Below are 16,179 nucleotides of genomic sequence, written 5' to 3'. Positions count from 1 at the left end.
CTGGGCCAGCTCGCCGACTTGTCCGTCGTCGAGTTTGGGCAGGCTCAAATCGTTGCGTTCGGCGTAGTCGGCGATCAGCCCGGCATCGCCACCGGAACAGGCCAGCGCGATCAGGCTGTTGCCGGCCGGCAGGTTGCCGCAGGCCGCTGCTTTGAGGGTTTCGACAAAGCTCACCGGGCCGCTGACGCGAATCACCCCGAGGCGGTCGAACAAGGCGTCGTACAGGGCATCGGAGCCGGACAGCGAGCTGGTGTGGCTCAGCGCCAGTTCGGCGCCGATCTGCGACACGCCGGTTTTCAGCGCGATGATCGGAATGCCCTTCTCCAGTGCCTTGTGCGCGGCGCGGGCAAAACCCGGTACGTTTTTCAGCCCTTCCAGGTGCAGGCCGATGGCAGTGACCCGAGGTTCATCGAGCAGCACGTCCATCAATTCGGCCACGCCCAGTTGCGCCTGGTTGCCGACCGAAGCCATGTAGGCCACCGGCAGCGAGCGGTCGCTCATGGACAGGTTGTAGGCAAAGTTGCCGCTCTGGGTGAGCACAGCCACGCCCTTCTCCACCGCCTTGCCGCCATGGGCCACCGGCCACAGCGCGGAGCTGTGCAGGTAGTCGAGCAGGCCGTAGCAGTTGGGACCGAGCAGCGCCATGTCACCTGCAACAGCCAGAAGCTGTTGCTGCAGGGCCTGGCCCTCGGCGCCGGTCTCGGCGAAACCCGAGGCGTAGCAGATCGCGCCGCCGGTGCCGATGGCGGCCAGTTCGGCGACGCAGGTCAAGGTCAGGTCGCGGTTGGTGGCGATGAACACCGCGTCCGGGCCGCAGGGCAAATCGGCAATGCTGCGCACACAAGGCACGCCTTCGAGGCTGTCATGTTGCGGATTGACCAGCCACATTTGTCCTGGGTAGCCGCCGTCGGCGCAGCGCTTGAGGGCACGCGCCATGCTGCGGCCACCGACAAAGGCCAGGTGGCGTGGCGCGAGCATGCGCTTGAGGTTTTCACGAATGGTCTGGGACATAAAAATTCTCCGCGCCGATCAGCGCAGCAGTGGCCGCAGCAGTTCGCGGGAAATGATGTGACGCTGGATTTCCGAGGTGCCTTCCCAGATCCGCTCGATCCGCGCGTTACGCCAGATGCGTTCCACCGGACCTTCATCCATCAGGCCCATGCCGCCAAAGATCTGCACGGCTTCATCGGCCGCACGACCGAGCACTTCGCTGGCGAACAGCTTCGCCATGCCGGCCTCGCCGTCGGTCATGGTGCCCTGGTCCATTTTCCAGGCGGTGTGCAATGTCAGCAGTTCGGCGGCACGGATTTGCGTGGCCATGTCCGCCAGTTTGAACGACACGCCCTGATAGGTGCCGATCGGCTGGCCGAACTGCTTGCGATCGGCAGCCCATTGCAGCGAGACGTCCAGTGCACGTTGCGCCTGGCCGACGCAGTTGGCGGCAACCATGACCCGCCCTGCGGTGAGCCAGGCGTTGGCCACTTCCCAGCCCTTGCCGACTTCGCCCAGCACCTTGGACGCCGGCACGCGGCAGTCGTCAAAGAACATTTCGAAGGTGTGGTAGCCACGGTTGCTGACGCACTTGGGGCCACGGCGGATGGTCATGCCCGGCGTGTTGCGGTCGACCAGGAACGAGGTCACGGCGTTACGCTTTTTGCCGTTGTGTTCGTAGGTGTCGGTGACGGCGAAGACGATGGCGAAATCGGCGTGGCCGGCATGGCTGATGAAGTGCTTGCTGCCGTTGAGGACAAAGTCGTCGCCATCGCGTACCGCGCGGGTCTTGATCGCGTTGGCATCGGAACCGGCGCCCGGCTCGGTCAGCGCGAAGCAGTCGACCTTCTCGCCCTGGATGCAGGGCAGCAGGTAGTCGTTGATCTGGTCACCCTTGCACGCCATCAGGATTTTCGACGGCCGCGCGACAAATACGTGCACGGCCCAGGACACCTTGGACAGCTCACGCTCGATGAGTGCCTGGGACAGGTAATCCAGACCGCCACCGCCCACTTCTTCGGGCATGTTGAAGGCATAGAAACCGGCGGCAATGGCCTTGCCGCGAATCTGCGCCGCCAGCTCCGGGGAGACTTCATCGGCGCGGTCGACTTCTTCTTCATACGGCAGCAGTTCCTTGGCGACGAAACTGCGTACCGCTTCCACCAACATTTCTTGTTCTTGGGTCAGTTGGAAATTCATGGTGCTACCTGTTGTTCGTAGGCTGAGTAAGAGGGTTGGAGACTTAACGACCGACAAAGCGTGCCGGGCGTTTTTCCATGGCCGCACGCAAGGCTTCGTTGCCGTCTTCGCTGCGCCCGCACAGCAGGCCGGCGGCCAGTTCCGCTTGCAGTTGCTCCGGCAGGCTGCGGTCGGCGCCTTCGCGGATGAGTTTTTTGGTCTGGGCAAAGGCAAAGGTCGGACCGTTGGCCAGGTGACCGGCGAGTTCGCCGGTGACGCTCAGCAGTTGATCGTCGGCGCAAACCTCGCTCACCAGACCCGCGGCCAGGGCACGGTCGGCGCCCCACAGTTCATCGAGGAACAGCAAGCGCTTGGCCTGCTCGGCACCGATCAGGCGTGGCAGATGCCAACTGGCGCCGGCGTCCGGCGAATACGCCATGCTGGTGTAGCCGGCCTTGAAACGCGCCGATTGCGCGGCGATGCGCAGGTCGCAGCACAGGGTCAGGTCCATGCCCGCGCCGACGGCGGTGCCGTTGATGGCGGCAATGGTGGGTTTTTCCAGGCTGTACAGGCGGCTCATCAGGGCATGGGCGGTTTCGGTCCAGCCGTAGCTTTCCAGGGCGCCACGGGCTTCGGCGGCAGCCCACTCATCAAGATCGGCGCCGGCACAGAAACTGCGCCCGTTGCCGGTCAGGACCACCACGCGTACGGCAGGATCGGCGTTGTACGCGTCGAGCAAGGCATGCAGGTTTTTCAGCGTCGGAATATCCAGCGCGTTGCGTTGCGCGGTGCGATTGAGGGTGATCCAGGCAACGCCGGCTTCGACCTGACTGAGCAGAGATTGGTGAGTAGTCATGCGGGTCCTCGGATTATTTTGGTTGTCTTGAGGTGAGGCGACTTGGGGCCATACTAAACGAGTGTTCAGTAAGCGGGCAATTGGGTGACGAAATAAGCTGTAACAGGCTCATCAGTCACGTAAGCACATGTTTTATATGACTATTTTTTCGATATTCCAGATAAGGTTTTTTGTGCTGTTACAACTTCGAACAACTGCCGACAGGCGGGTGGAAGTCCTGTAGGAGCAAGGCTTGCCTGCGAAGGCGATTTCAAGGTCCCCTTCGCGGGCAAGCCTCGCTCCTACGATGGACGGTGGTGGACACAACATTTTTTGCACCATCGATCCCTGTGGGAGCTGGCTTGCCAGCGATGGCGGGATGTCAGCCACCAGACAGGGTGAATGTGATGGCCCCATCGCTGGCAAGCCAGCTCCCACAGAGCTTTGCGGTGAGCACAAATTCTGTGGACGACAGAAACAACTGTGGGAGCGAGCCTGCTCGCGATCGCGGCATCACATTCAACATCGCTGTTGACTGATACACCGCAATCGCGAGCAGGGCTCGCTCCCACAGGGTTTGGATGTGTTACGACAAGCTTGGCGCCAGCACTGCCTCACGCTTGCGATGGAACAGGAAGTACGCGCCATAGCACAGCGCGATGAAGCCGAAGCCCCAATACAGCGACGGACGCTGGGTTTCATCCAGTGCCAGGAAGACGAACAACGAGCAGCACAGCGCGATGCACATCAATGGCAGCACCGGGAACCAGGGTGCGCGGTACTTCAGGTCGCTGAGTTTGCCGCCGTCACGCAGGTAGGCCTTGCGGAATTTGTATTGCGCCAGAGCGATGACGATCCAGGTGACGGTACCGGACATGCCACTGACCGCCATCAACACCATGAACAAGGTGTCTGCCGCGATAAAACTGGTCAGCAACGACACCAGCGCAAAGCACAGGGTGATACTCAGGGCACGCAACGGCACACCGCGCTTGCTCAACGGCGAAAGGCTCTTTGGCGCCATGCCGGTTTTCGACATCGCCCACAGGATACGGGTCGAGGCGTACAGGCCGGAGTTGCCCACCGACAGAATCGCCGTCAGGATCACGAAGTTCATCAGGTCCGCAGCGTAGGGAATGCCGACCATGTCGAACACCTGCACGAACGGGCTTTCCATCAGGCCGGCCTGCTGCCACGGCACGATGGCCGAGAGCACGACAATCGCCAGCACATAGAAAATCAGCACGCGGAACACCACGTTGCGCACCGCGCGAGGAATGCTCTTTTCAGGCTGATCGGTTTCACCGGCCGCCACGCCCATGATCTCGCAACCCTGGAACGCGTAGACCACGGTCATCATCACCGCGAACACTGCAGACAATCCGTTGGGGAACAACGAGTCGCCGATCAGATTGTTCATCATGGGTGCAGGTGCGCCGCTGCTCAGCGGCATCACGCCGAAGATCACCAGCACGCCCACCACGATGAAACCGAGAATCGCCGCCACCTTGATGCCGGAGAACCAGTATTCCGCTTCACCGAAGGCACGGGTCGCCAGTGCGTTGATGCCGAACAGCACGACCACGAACAGCGCCGACCAGTACCAGATTGGCACATGGGGGAACCAGCGGGTCATCAACATTCCCGCTGCGGTGAATTCCAGGCCGACGGTGGTCGCCCAGCTCATCCAGTACACCCAACCGATCATGAACCCGGTGGCCGGGCCGATGAATTTGGTGGCGTGGGTCTGGAACGATCCGGATACCGGCATCTGCACCGACAATTCACCCAGGCAGACCATCACCAGGTACATCAGGAAACCCGCCACCAGGTACGCCAGAATGGCCCCCAACGGTCCGCCCTGATTGATCGTCACACCGGAGCCCATGAACAGGCCGGTGCCGATGACGCCGCCCAGGGACAGCATGAAAATGTGCCGGCTCTTGAGGGCCCGGGTGAGTTGGATGCCTTTGCGTTCGTTGTTTTCGCTCATGTCCACGCCCTCAGCAGTCTGTGAGGGAGGCGGCGCAGGACGGGAGGTCGTGGCGCAGGGAAGGATCAGCTTTACGGCGGTTCATTATTATTATCTCCAATAAGCTTCGAAGACCGCGCGGCGGCGGTTGCGTCGATTATTGGAAAGCCATGTAAGGTCGCGTTGTACCGGAAGATCAAAGATGTAAAAGGTTGTAACAACCTTGTGCATCAGTCCTCAAGCAAAGCCTCCAGCGTTAACCGCGAACGCTGCAATTGCTCATCTACCCCCGGTGCCATTGCGCGCACCGACGCTTCATCGCTGGCAAGTGCCGCCGCCTCCAGACGCTTGAGTGTGTCTGCCAGGGCGCGAAACCCCAGGGAATCGCTGCTGCCGGCCAAACGGTGGGCCAGGTGTGCGACTTCGGTGCAGTCGTCGGCATCGATGGCTTCGCGCAGTGCCTGGCGGTGTTGCAGGATCGAATCGTGCAGCACCGTCAACAGGCCCTGGACTTTCTGCTCGCCAAGCAGGTTGCGATGGGTTTGCAGCAACGGCCAGTCAATGGCGTCGTCAATCGCCGCCTGCTGCGGCTGGGGAGCCCGGCCGGCCAATGCCTGGCGCAGGTTTTCCAGCTTCAACGGCTTGGCGAGAATGCCGTCCATGCCCGCGTCCAGATAGCCGCGCACCAATGCCGGCTGCACACTGGCGGTCAGGGCGAAGATGCGGGCCTGACGGTTCGGCCCTGGTGAATTGCGGATAAGCCTGCACAGCTCCACGCCACTGAGGCCGGGCAAATGCACGTCGAGCAATATCAGATCGAACGCCTGTGCAGCACAGTGCTCCAGCGCCTGTTGCGCCTCCTCGGCCAGCCACACCTGGTGCCCGTCCCGTGTCAGCAAGCCCTGGGCCACTTCACGGTTGAGCGCCACGTCTTCGACCACCAGCACCTTCAACGCGGGACCTGCGTCGCTGGCCCGGTTCACAGCTGCCACACCCACGGCAGGCTGCAACGGCAGTTCAAACCAGAAGCAACTGCCCTGCCCGACCTTGCTGCTGACACCGATACAGCCGCCCATTTTTTCCACCAGATGCTTGCAGATCGCCAGGCCCAGCCCGGTGCCACCAAAACGTTGCGCCACTTCCTCGCTGGCCTGGGTGAAGCGTTCGAAAATCCTCGCCTGCATCGACGGTTCGATGCCGATGCCATTATCGGTGACACTGATGCGCAGACGTTGCCCACCCTGCCCATCGTCAATGGGTGCGAGCAATGCCACCTCGACGCTGACTTCCCCGCCTTCGGTGAACTTGATCGCATTGGCCAGCAGGTTGCTCAAGACCTGCCGCAAAAATTGCTCGGCGCCCTGGTGATGTTCGGCCACCCGCTGATCGACCCGACACAGCAGAACAGTGTCATTGGCGAGCGCCTTGGGTTCGAGCAGGGTCAACACTTCATCGAGCAACTGGCGAATCGAGAAATCCACCGGCTCGGGCTGACTCGTGCCCTCCTCCAGCTTGGCGAAATACAGCACTTCATTGAGGATCGCCAACAAGCCTTCGCCGGCCTTGTGCAAAGCGTCCAGACGCTTGCTGTCCTGCGGTTGCAGACCGGCGCCGCGGAGCAATTCGGCCATGCCGAGAATGCCGTTCAGGGGCGTGCGCAGTTCGTGGCTCATGGTCGCGAGAAACCGCGACTTGGCCAGGTTGGCCGCCTCGGCTTCGTCCTTGGCCCGCATCAGGCTGGCAGTGCGTCGCTCGACCCTGCGCAGCAATTCGTCGCGATTGTCCTGCAAGGCCAGGCGATCGCTTTCACGGCGGTCGATGTCGCTGAGAATGGCCCGGCGCATGTCGTCCAGCGCGTGGGCCACGGTATCGATCTCGTCCTTTTGCACGTTGCGCTGCTTGTCCAGACTCAAGGGTTCGTGCCAGTGCCCGGCCGCAATGCGTCGGGCAAATTCGGCCATGACTTGCAGGTGCCGGGTGACCAGGCGATAGAACAACCCGGACAGCGCCACCGCCAGGCCGCACAGAAACACGCCCATCCACAACAGGCTGGTCAATCCGGTGGCGTACAGGCGCTGATACACGGCCCCAAGGTCGGTGCTGACTTCCAGTTCGCCCAGGTGACGCAACGGACCGGAGGGTGGCTGGTAATCCAGGGCAAACCTTTCGATGCGCAACGGCCCGACCGGATCGGGATTGCCTTGCAGCAGGTCGTAATCCGGGCCGGTCAGGTGCACCCGCGCCACGTCGGAAAAGTCCACCAGCCCCCGCAACTGCACGTTCAGTTGTTCCTGGTTCAGATCCCAGAGACTGCGCTCCAGGCTCGCCAGATAACCGGCACGGATCAGCTCCATGCGCGAGTCGATCTCGCGCATTTCCCGGCGGTATTCGATATACAGCTGCACGCTGCTGGCAAGCACGGTAAAGCACAGGCTGAACAACAGAATGAACAGCAACAGGCGTCGCAACAGGCCACCGGGACGGGCGCGGATCATTGCGCGTCCGCCGGCAGGCTGATCATGTCGCGATAGGTCACTTCGCTTTCATTGAGCAAGCGCTCGATGTCGCCGGCATCGACCATTTTCTGCAGCTGGGCATTGATGTCCGGCATGCGCGCGGCCAGCGGCGAGAGGCGCGAGACGGCCACCCTCAGGTAATCGACACTCAGGGCGGTGGGCAGCGCAACGATATCCTGCGCCCCGGCCAGGCTTTCGACGTACAGCTGCCCGGTGCGGCGTTCCTGGGTGATGAAATCGATGCGCCCGCGAATCAGTTTGCCGAAATTCTGGCGACTGTCGGACACCCATTCGATGTTGTTGTTTTGCGCGACCATGCGATCGAACTCCACGCCATAGCTTTCACCGAACAGCAAGCCGCCACGGTAACGGGCCAGGTCCTGCAATCGGTCGAACTTCACCGGGTGCTTGCGATTGATGAACAAGGCCACTTCTTCGCGCAGCACCGGCACCGTTGAAAACAGCATGCTCTGCTCGCGTTGCGCGGTGCTGTAGGCCAGCACCACATCGACCCGGCCTTCGGCGGCATCGAGCAGGCAGCGCTTCCAGTTGCCCAGCACCACGACCTCGACCTCGTAGCCCAAATCGCCAAACAGTTTTTTCACCACGCTAGGCGCCAGGCCGCGTACCTGCTTGCCGTCACTCCAGGAAATCGGCGGGTACACCGGATAATCGCAGTAGCGAACCTTTGGCGCCGCCTGCGCGGTGCCCACCAGCAGCATCAGCGCCAACCACAACAGCCGCCCGACGGCCATCACGCCGCCAGGCTGGCCGTGAACAGGTAACCGGCGCCGTGGATGGTGATGATCAATTGCGGTTCGGCGGGATCGTCGTGCAACTTGCGCCGCAAGCGGCCCACCAGCACATCGATGGAGCGGTCGTTGGGCACCCATTCGCGGTTGCGGATCTGGTCCATCAACTGATCGCGACTGAGGGTGTGGCCGCTGTTGCGCAGGAACACGCTGAGCAACTGGTATTCGCCATGGGTCAGCAGGGTTTCAGTACCGGAAGGATCGATCAGGCGCCGGCGATCGGTGTCCAGCGCCCAATCGGCGAACTGCTTGACCGGCCGGGACACGGCTGCCACCGGCGGCGGCATTTGCGCGTGGCGAACCCGACGAATCAGGTTTTTCGCCCGTGACACCAGTTCCCGTGGATTGAGCGGCTTGATCACATAGTCATCGGCGCCGCATTCGAGGCCGACGATGCGATCGATTTCATCGTTGCGTCCGGTGATCAGGATGATCCCGACCTCCGAGCGCACCCGCAGTTCACGGGTCAGGGTCAGGCCGTCCTTGCCCGGCAAGCGGATATCGAGCATGACCAGGTCCACGGCCTGGTTGGCGAGGAAGGTTTCGGCCAGCTCCGCGGTAGCGGCGCAATGGACTTCGTAGCCCTCCTGGGAAAGGTAGGCGTGCAACAGTTCGCGAATGAGCGGATCGTCATCGACGATCAATACCCGAGGAGTCATTACCAGGTGTCCCGCACAGGCCCGAAGGCGTTTTTCTTATTAGAGTGTTTGTTGCATCAGCGCCAGAGATTAACCACTGCTGAACAGGCGATCAACAGTTGCTCGTCTGCACACAAAAGCGTTGCCGGCCACCGGCTTGCAAACCGTCGACCCAGGCCTCGCAAATCTGGATACCCTGCTCCGGGCTGAAGGTGTCGGGGTTCAGTCCCGACTCCAGCCACAGGCCATCGAGCAAGGCGCTCAGGCCGATGGCGGCGAGATCGGCATCGAAGTTTTCCCAGCCCTCCTCCTGCGCCAGCTCCATCAGCACGTTGCGCAGGATGCTGCGGTACTCGCCATAGGAATGATCGTGGGCCTGGTTGATCGCCTCGGCGGTTTTCACCGCGCCCCAGAACGCCAGCCAGGCATCGATCAGCTGTGGGTCGAGCAATTCGGCGGAGAACGAACCACGGAAAAACGCCGACAGTCGCTCCCGTGCGGTGGGTGCAGCCTGCGCCATGGCATCGCGCAACAGGGTCATCACCCGCCCGGTGATGGCCAGGTACGCCTCGGCCACCAATTCGTCCTTGCCGGAATAGTGATGGCTGATCAGCCCGACCGACACACCGGCCTCGGCGGAAATCTTGCGGATCGAGGCGCCCTGGAACCCGTGGCGCTTGAGGCACACCAGCGTTGCCTCGATCAGATTGGCCTTGCGCAACTCCGGTTCCATGCGGGAAAAACGGGCTTCCTGATTCATGGCGACACGCTCCTGGATTCAATCATGGGGACCCGCGTTTTTCCGGCGAGCTGAACGACTGTACAGCAAGAGTGTGGATTGTCTCCAGTCAGTTGCGTGCCGCAGGATCCGTAGCGCCCCCTGTTCGCGGGCAAGCCTCGCTCCTACGGATTGTGGTTGTCCGCCATGATTCAAACGACACAACACCTGTAGGAGCGAGGCTTGCCCGCGAACACGCCATCCGATTCAACACAGGATCGGGATTAATCCCGATACCCCGGCGCCACCCGCTCCAGCAACCGCAACAACGCCGCCCAGGCCAGTTGCATGCCGTCCGGGTCGCTCAGTTCACCCTCCTCCAATGGCCGGCCGGGGTCGTTGAACTGACGCTCGGTGTGTTCACACACCTCGGTCGGCGGCAATACCAACTCTCCAGCAGCCTGGGCGGCGAGCTGAATCTCACAGGCCTTTTCCAGGTAATACATGCGCAAGAATGCCTGGCTCACGGTCTCGCCGACGGTCAACAAACCATGGTTACGCAACATCAGCACCGGTTTGTCACCCATGTCCTGCACCAGCCGCTGCTGTTCGCCCAGGTCCAGCGCCACGCCTTCGTAGTCGTGGTAGGCGACTCGGCCATAAAACTCCATGGAAATCTGGTTCACCGGCAGCAGACCGCACTTGAGCGCCGCCACGGCACACCCGGATTTGGTGTGGGTATGCAGCACGCATTGCGCATCCTCGCGGGCGCCATGAATCGCACTGTGAATCACGAACCCGGCCGGATTGACCGCAAACGCTGATGGCTCCACAGCACGGCCTTGCAGGTCGATCTTCACCAGGTTCGACGCTGTGATCTCATCGAACATCAAGCCATACGGGTTGATCAGGAAGTGATGTTCCGGCCCCGGCAGACGCACCGAGATATGGGTGAAGATCAGATCGGTCATGCGGAAATGCGCAATCAGGCGATAACAGGCCGCCAGTTCTTCGCGCAGACGCTGTTCGGTTGCGCTGCGTACGGGCGTGACAGTGGAGTGGGACGCGAAGTCATTCATTGTTGTAGTGCTCCAGGCTGATCGGCAGGCCAGACAATAGGACTGGACGCCCGTAGGCGTCCAGTCGCAGATCGTTATTTACTGGCCCAGGCGTTGAAGCGTTCTTCAAGCTCCTCGCCATGATCGACCCAGAAACCCACGTCCATCGACAGCGCGCCCTTGAGGTTCTGCGGCGCGGTCGGTACCCATTGGGCGAGCTTGTCATCCAGCTGCGCGGCAGCCTGGGTGTTGGTCGGGCCGTAAGGAATCTGCTTCACATAGTTGACCTGAGCGTCCGGCTGATTGGCGAAGGCGATAAAGCGCTGGGCCTGATCGACGTGTTTGGAGCCCTTGATGATTGCCCAATAGTCCATGCCGTACAGGCTGCCCGGCCAGACCAGCCCCAGGTGACTGCCGTTTTGTGCCGCCGAGGCGATACGTCCACTGTAGGTCGAGGTCATCACCACATCGCCGGCCGTCAGCCATTGCGGCGGTTGCGCGCCGGCTTCCCACCACTGGATGTAGGGCTTGAGTTGATCGAGCTTGGCAAAGGCGCGATCGACGCCTTTGGGCGTATTGAGCACCTTGTACACGTCCTCGACCTTCACGCCGTCCGCAAGCAGGGCGAACTCCAGGTTGTACACCGCGCGTTTGCGCAGGCCGCGCTTGCCGGGGATCTTCTGCACATCCCAGAAATCCACCCACGAGGTCGGCGCCTGGGCCAGTTTGTCGGTGTCGTAGGCAATCGCCACGCTCCAGACCAGCGCTGCAGAACCGCACTCCTGTGCCGCCTCCGGAATCAATTGGTCCGCGCGACCCAGCCGTTTCCAGTCAAGCCGCTCGTACATGCCCTCCTCGCAGCCACGCATCAAGTCCGGACCTTCGATCTGCACGACATCCCAGTCCACGTTACCGGTGTCGACCATGACTTTGATTTTGGCCATCTCGCCGTTGTATTCGCTCTGGATCACTTTGCTCTGATCCACGGCACTGAACGGCTGGAAGAACGCCACGTCCTGGGCCTTCTGACCAGCGCCGCCGTACCCGACCACCACCATGTCCGACGCTGCCTCAGCGCTCCCCAGGCCCATGGCCAGGGACAACACCAAGGGATAAAAACCGTGCTTGAGCCTGTTCGATTTCATCAATGGATCCTCCTGCAGGTGCCAGCCGAAGACCGTTCGGGATGGCCCTTTTTTATTGTTGTGAGGTCTGCCCCCCAGAGTGCGGGTGCCATTTCAAGCTACTGCATGCATCAGTAAAAAAACAAGTTGATTTTTTACTGGCGGTAAATTTTCATAGTCCAATAATAACAACGCCGAATCCTGATCCGATTCTGTAGGAGCGAGCATGCTCGCGATGGTCGTGAACGATAACGCTGGCAGTCTGATGCCCCGCGCAGTTCCGGCCTCCATCGCGAGCGTGCTCGCTCCTACAGGAGTCAGCATGACGCGAAAACCCGGAGTATCCGTACCATGCCAAGCCCCGCCCCAGCCTTTGCACACCTGTTCGAACCGTTGCAGATTCGTGGCAAACGCCTGAAAAACCGCATCATGTCCAGCGGTCACGACACCTCGATGCCGACTGACAACCTGGTCAACGAACAATTGATCGCCTATCACAAGGCACGTGCCGAAGGCGGTGCCGGGCTGATCGTGCTGCAAGTGGCCGGCGTGCATGACAGCGCGCGCTACACCTCCCATGTCCTGATGGCCACGGATGACGCCTGCATCGAGGGTTACCGCAAAATCGCCCAGACCTGCCATGCACACGGCACCCTGGTGCTGTCACAAGTGTTCCATCCGGGGCGGGAAATCATGGAATCCAGCGACGGTTTGCTGGCCGTGGCCTATTCCGCTTCGGCGGTACCCAACGAACGTTTCCGGGTGATGCCACGGGCGCTGGATCAGGCGATGATCGATGAGATCGTCGCCGGGTACGCGGCCGCGGCGCGGCGCCTGCACCAGGCGGGAATCGATGGCGTGGAAGTGGTCGCCAGCCACGGGTATCTGCCGGCGCAATTCATCAACCCGCGCGTCAATCGCCGTACCGACGGCTACAACGGCGACCTGGACCAGCGCCTGCGCTTTCTGCGCGAAGTCATCGCCGCCATACGTGCCAGCACCGACGAGCAGTTCATCGTCGGCCTGCGCATCTCCGCCGACGAGCGCGACCCGGAAGGCCTGACCGAAGACGAGTCCCTGGCCGCCGTGCAGTCGCTGCAAGCACAACTCGACTACGTACACATCGTCGCCGGTACATCGGCCTCGCTGGGTGGTGCGGTGCATATCGTGCCGCCCATGGCAATCGAAGCGGCCTATCTGGCCAGGGAAGCCGGGACGTTCAAGGCCGGCCTGAACATTCCCTTGTTCGTCACCGGACGCATCAACCAGCCTCAGGAAGCGGAACTGATGCTGGCCCGTGGTCAGGCCGATGTGTGCGGCATGACCCGTGCCTTGATCTGCGATCCGCAAATGCCCGGCAAGACCGAAACCGGCCGCGTCGAAGACGTGCGGGCCTGCATTGCCTGCAATCAGGCGTGCATCGGGCATTTCCACAAGGGGTTGCCGATTTCCTGCATCCAACACCCGGAAACCGGCCGTGAGCTGATCTTCGGCCAACGCCAACCCACCCGTCAGCGCAAACGCATCATGATTGCCGGCGGCGGTCCGGCAGGTATGAAGGCTGCCGCCGTCGCCGCCCAGCGCGGGCATGAGGTGACCCTTTACGAAGCCGCTTCGCAATTGGGCGGCCAGGTGTTGCTGGCGCAATTGCTGCCGCGACGCAGCGAGTTCGGCGGTGCCAGTACCAACCTGCAACGGGAAATGGAACTGGCCGGGGTGCGCGTCGTGCGCAACACCCGGGTCAATCGCGCGTTGGTGGAACAGGAAAAACCCGATGTGGTGATCATCGCCACCGGCGCCGAACCCTACTGGCCGCCTTTCGAACGCGGTGGCGAACTGCAGGTCGTCGACGCCTGGCAGGTGTTGCGCGACGAGGTGCAGATCGGTCGTTCGGTGGTCGTGGTCGACTGGCGTTGCGACTGGATCGGCCCCGGCATCGCCGAACGCCTGACCCGTGCCGGGCACCAGGTGCAACTGGCCGTCAACGGCACTCATTGCGGAGAAAACCTGCCGTTGTATGTGCGCGATCAAATGGCCGGAGAACTGCACAAACTGGGCATCGCGATCACGCCCTACGCCCGCTTGTACGGTTGCGACGACAACACCGTGTACCTGCAACACACCGCCAGTGGCGAGCCGATGTTGATGGAAAACATCGACACCCTGGTGCTGTGCCAGGGACACCAACCGGTCGATACCCTCGGCGCCGAATTGCAGGGCCTGGTGGAGTTTCGGCGCATCGGCGACTGCCTGGCGCCGCGTACCGCCGAAGAAGCGATTTATGAAGGATTGAAAGTCGCGTGGGAGCTTTGAGCCTGTTTATACTCCGGGACTTCAGATGATCGCCCCCCCTGTAGGAGCGAGCACGCTCGCGATGGACGTCAACGATAACGCTGCAAGCCTGACACCCCGCGGCGTTCTTGCCTCCATCGCGAGCTTGCTCGCTCCTACAGGGGGGCGTAGCCGGAATTGACCATGAGCGACAACAGCACCACACCACCCGCCAGCGCCACCGAACCGCACTTCCTCGGTACGCGAATCCGCGGCCTGCGCAAACGCCGGGGCATGACCCTGGCGGAGCTGGCACAGCAAAGCGAGCTGACGGCCGGCTACATCAGCCAGCTGGAGCGCAATCTGGCCTATCCGTCGATTCCGGCGCTGTTCAACATTGCCCGCAGCCTTGGGGTGACCATCCAGTGGTTTTTCGCCAGCGAAGCCAACACCAACCCGCAGGATGACGGCGTCGTGGTGCGCAAGAACAGTCGATTGAGCGTGCACTACGAAGATGGCATCGTCGACCAGTTGCTAACCCCGCCACCCAACCGCCAACTGGAAATGCTCCATTCGCGTTTTCCGCCAGGCACCTACAGCCAGCAAAGCTACAGCCACGAAGGCGAAGAAGCCGGATATCTGCTGTCGGGCACTTTCGAGTTATGGGTGGGTGAGCGTCATTTCCAGCTCAGCGAAGGCGACAGTTTCAGCTTCTCCAGCCAGGAACCCCACCGCTACGGCAACCCCGGCGAGGTCGATGCGGTGGTGATCTGGGTCATCACCCCGCCGACCTTCTGACGTCGCGCTTGAGGGTATCGCTGGGCAGCTCCTTGAACAGCGCACGGTAGCTGCTGGAAAAACGCCCCAGATGCCAGAACGACCAGTGCATCGCCACTTCTGCCACGGTGGTTTGCGCCGGCGTGCGGCTGAGCAATTCACGGCGGGCGCTGTTCAGGCGACGCAGGCGCAGCCATTGGGTCGGCGCCATGCCGGTGTAGGCCTTGAACGCGTGTTGCAACTGACGCAGAGAAACCCCGGCGACCTGTGACAGCTCCAGCAGATTGAGCTGTTCTTCCGGCGTATCGGCGGCCCACTCCCCCACACGCTTCATGATCGCCCGCTCACCGGCACGTCGCTGCAACGCGCCCTGATCCAGGCAGACACAGGCGTTGTCGAGGATAAACAGGCAGTCGTCCAGCAACTGCTGGGTCAGTGCCTCGCGACTGGGCGGGTCAAGGGTCTGTGACAGACGCGTCAGCGTGCCGCTCAGCCAGCGACTGAACAGCGCATTCTGTTGCGAATTGAGCGGCGCCATGAACAGCCCTTCGAGCCTGGCGACATCCAGGGCGTGGCGCTGGACGAACTCCGGACCGAACACCACGGCGATTTCCTGGTAGTTCTCCGGGGTAATCCAGATGTTGCGGCTTTCGCCATTCAACACATACAGCGAGTTTTCGCTGCGATCGAAGCAGAACGCCAACGACCCCTCTGGCGCACTGAAATTCTGCTCGACCCGGGTGTTCATGTGTTCTTCGTAAATCTCTACGCCCTGCAGGTCCAGATAACGCACCAACCCGGCGAAATGCCCCGGCGACATCTGCTGGTAATGCTGGACCCAGCCAGGTGTGGCGCGGATCTGCTCGGCGACATCGGCGGTATTGAACGCTTGGACCTGTAATGGATTACACGCTGTCATGAGATGACCTTACGCACTCTTTTGGTGCGCTTTGGTGCTGCTTAAAGTGGATAGATGGAACGGCAAGGCTCGCCCAAGATAGTCGTCAACGCGCCTCAGGGGAAGCCTGCGAACGATGAAATCGATCTTCCCCCGCGTTAATAAAACCAATAACGAGGTCTTTATGAATGCCCCTTTCGATCAGCTGTTCACTTGGCTGAAAGATCACAAGATTACCGAAGTCGAGTGCGTTGTCAGCGACCTGACCGGCATTGCACGCGGCAAAATCGCACCCACCAACAAGTTCCTGCATGAGCGAGGCATGCGCCTGCCGGAAAGTGTGCTGTTGCAAACGGTAACCGGGGTCTTGAGAATTTCATCGGCGCCCTGG

14 protein-coding genes and 1 pseudogene are annotated in these 16,179 nt (G+C 61.6%); 3 read left to right on the top strand and 12 right to left on the bottom strand.

Annotated elements, in window-relative coordinates:
- The 11 genes from ACQKP2_RS28515 to ACQKP2_RS28465 form a co-directional block, all read right to left on the bottom strand.
- Positions 1–1,011 (bottom strand): CoA-binding protein (locus ACQKP2_RS28515; RefSeq protein WP_427581477.1); only part of this gene is annotated, 1,011 nt, incomplete at its 3' end.
- 18 nt (positions 1,012–1,029) lie between these two features.
- Positions 1,030–2,190: an acyl-CoA dehydrogenase family protein gene (locus tag ACQKP2_RS28510; protein ID WP_427581475.1), complete on the bottom strand. Its 1,161-nt coding sequence runs from the start codon at positions 2,188–2,190 to the stop codon at positions 1,030–1,032.
- A 43-nt stretch (positions 2,191–2,233) separates the two neighbouring features.
- Positions 2,234–3,025, bottom strand: coding sequence for an enoyl-CoA hydratase/isomerase family protein (locus ACQKP2_RS28505; RefSeq protein ID WP_427581473.1), 792 nt, complete (start codon positions 3,023–3,025; stop codon positions 2,234–2,236).
- A 565-nt stretch (positions 3,026–3,590) separates the two neighbouring features.
- Positions 3,591–4,997, bottom strand: coding sequence for an amino acid permease (locus ACQKP2_RS28500; RefSeq protein ID WP_427581471.1), 1,407 nt, complete (start codon positions 4,995–4,997; stop codon positions 3,591–3,593).
- Positions 4,998–5,206: 209 nt separating this feature from the next.
- Complete coding sequence (locus tag ACQKP2_RS28495) at positions 5,207–7,471, bottom strand: ATP-binding protein (RefSeq protein ID WP_427581469.1); 2,265 nt, start codon at positions 7,469–7,471, stop codon at positions 5,207–5,209.
- The gene (locus ACQKP2_RS28490) at positions 7,468–8,247 is read right to left on the bottom strand and encodes a substrate-binding periplasmic protein (RefSeq protein ID WP_427581468.1); all 780 of its coding nucleotides are present in this window, start codon (positions 8,245–8,247) and stop codon (positions 7,468–7,470) included. The genes ACQKP2_RS28495 and ACQKP2_RS28490 overlap by 4 nt, the downstream gene beginning before the upstream one ends.
- A complete protein-coding gene (locus ACQKP2_RS28485) occupies positions 8,247–8,969 on the bottom strand; it encodes a response regulator (protein WP_427581479.1) in 723 nt (240 codons plus the stop codon). The genes ACQKP2_RS28490 and ACQKP2_RS28485 overlap by 1 nt, the downstream gene beginning before the upstream one ends.
- Before the next feature lie 85 nt (positions 8,970–9,054).
- Positions 9,055–9,702: a transcriptional regulator BetI gene (gene betI, locus ACQKP2_RS28480; protein ID WP_427581466.1), complete on the bottom strand. Its 648-nt coding sequence runs from the start codon at positions 9,700–9,702 to the stop codon at positions 9,055–9,057.
- A 242-nt stretch (positions 9,703–9,944) separates the two neighbouring features.
- Entirely contained in the window at positions 9,945–10,739 is a 795-nt protein-coding gene (locus tag ACQKP2_RS28475) for a class II aldolase/adducin family protein (RefSeq protein WP_427581465.1), read from the bottom strand.
- Between the two features lie 74 nt (positions 10,740–10,813).
- Positions 10,814–11,863, bottom strand: a complete 1,050-nt coding sequence (locus ACQKP2_RS28470; protein WP_427581464.1) for an ABC transporter substrate-binding protein — start codon at positions 11,861–11,863, stop codon at positions 10,814–10,816.
- A 93-nt stretch (positions 11,864–11,956) separates the two neighbouring features.
- Positions 11,957–12,166 (bottom strand): hypothetical protein, encoded by a 210-nt coding sequence (locus ACQKP2_RS28465; RefSeq protein WP_427581462.1) that lies wholly within the window; start codon positions 12,164–12,166, stop codon positions 11,957–11,959.
- A 27-nt stretch (positions 12,167–12,193) separates the two neighbouring features.
- Here ACQKP2_RS28465 and ACQKP2_RS28460 point away from each other — a divergent pair, with 27 nt between their 5' ends.
- Positions 12,194–14,155, top strand: coding sequence for an FAD-dependent oxidoreductase (locus tag ACQKP2_RS28460; RefSeq protein ID WP_427581461.1), 1,962 nt, complete (start codon positions 12,194–12,196; stop codon positions 14,153–14,155).
- 162 nt (positions 14,156–14,317) lie between these two features.
- Positions 14,318–14,911, top strand: a complete 594-nt coding sequence (locus tag ACQKP2_RS28455; protein WP_427581460.1) for a cupin domain-containing protein — start codon at positions 14,318–14,320, stop codon at positions 14,909–14,911.
- On the opposite strand, the gene ACQKP2_RS28450 is transcribed toward ACQKP2_RS28455, so the two are convergent.
- Positions 14,892–15,809 carry a helix-turn-helix domain-containing protein gene (locus ACQKP2_RS28450; protein WP_427581459.1) on the bottom strand — a complete coding sequence of 306 codons (918 nt, stop codon included), beginning with the start codon at positions 15,807–15,809 and terminating at the stop codon, positions 14,892–14,894. The two genes, ACQKP2_RS28455 and ACQKP2_RS28450, sit on opposite strands and share 20 nt — an antisense overlap.
- Before the next feature lie 163 nt (positions 15,810–15,972).
- Here ACQKP2_RS28450 and ACQKP2_RS28445 point away from each other — a divergent pair.
- A pseudogene (locus tag ACQKP2_RS28445) lies at positions 15,973–16,179 on the top strand (hypothetical protein); the annotation flags it as partial.

The organism is Pseudomonas sp. NPDC089569, from assembly GCF_050280625.1.
Classification (GTDB): Bacteria; Pseudomonadota; Gammaproteobacteria; order Pseudomonadales; family Pseudomonadaceae; genus Aquipseudomonas.
This window is presented reverse-complemented; position numbering and strand designations above follow the sequence as displayed.

Excerpts from the sequence above, each read along its gene's own strand:
- ACQKP2_RS28495 (WP_427581469.1), bottom strand. The coding sequence starts at position 7,471 with ATGATCCGCGCCCGTCCCGGTGGCCTGTTGCGACGCCTGTTGCTGTTC.
- ACQKP2_RS28490 (WP_427581468.1), bottom strand. The coding sequence starts at position 8,247 with ATGGCCGTCGGGCGGCTGTTGTGGTTGGCGCTGATGCTGCTGGTGGGC.
- ACQKP2_RS28505 (WP_427581473.1), bottom strand. The coding sequence starts at position 3,025 with ATGACTACTCACCAATCTCTGCTCAGTCAGGTCGAAGCCGGCGTTGCC.
- ACQKP2_RS28465 (WP_427581462.1), bottom strand. The coding sequence starts at position 12,166 with ATGCTGACTCCTGTAGGAGCGAGCACGCTCGCGATGGAGGCCGGAACT.
- ACQKP2_RS28450 (WP_427581459.1), bottom strand. The coding sequence starts at position 15,809 with ATGACAGCGTGTAATCCATTACAGGTCCAAGCGTTCAATACCGCCGAT.
- ACQKP2_RS28500 (WP_427581471.1), bottom strand. The coding sequence starts at position 4,997 with ATGAGCGAAAACAACGAACGCAAAGGCATCCAACTCACCCGGGCCCTC.
- ACQKP2_RS28510 (WP_427581475.1), bottom strand. The coding sequence starts at position 2,190 with ATGAATTTCCAACTGACCCAAGAACAAGAAATGTTGGTGGAAGCGGTA.
- ACQKP2_RS28475 (WP_427581465.1), bottom strand. The coding sequence starts at position 10,739 with ATGAATGACTTCGCGTCCCACTCCACTGTCACGCCCGTACGCAGCGCA.
- ACQKP2_RS28470 (WP_427581464.1), bottom strand. The coding sequence starts at position 11,863 with ATGAAATCGAACAGGCTCAAGCACGGTTTTTATCCCTTGGTGTTGTCC.
- ACQKP2_RS28460 (WP_427581461.1), top strand. The coding sequence starts at position 12,194 with ATGCCAAGCCCCGCCCCAGCCTTTGCACACCTGTTCGAACCGTTGCAG.
- ACQKP2_RS28455 (WP_427581460.1), top strand. The coding sequence starts at position 14,318 with ATGAGCGACAACAGCACCACACCACCCGCCAGCGCCACCGAACCGCAC.
- betI (WP_427581466.1), bottom strand. The coding sequence starts at position 9,702 with ATGAATCAGGAAGCCCGTTTTTCCCGCATGGAACCGGAGTTGCGCAAG.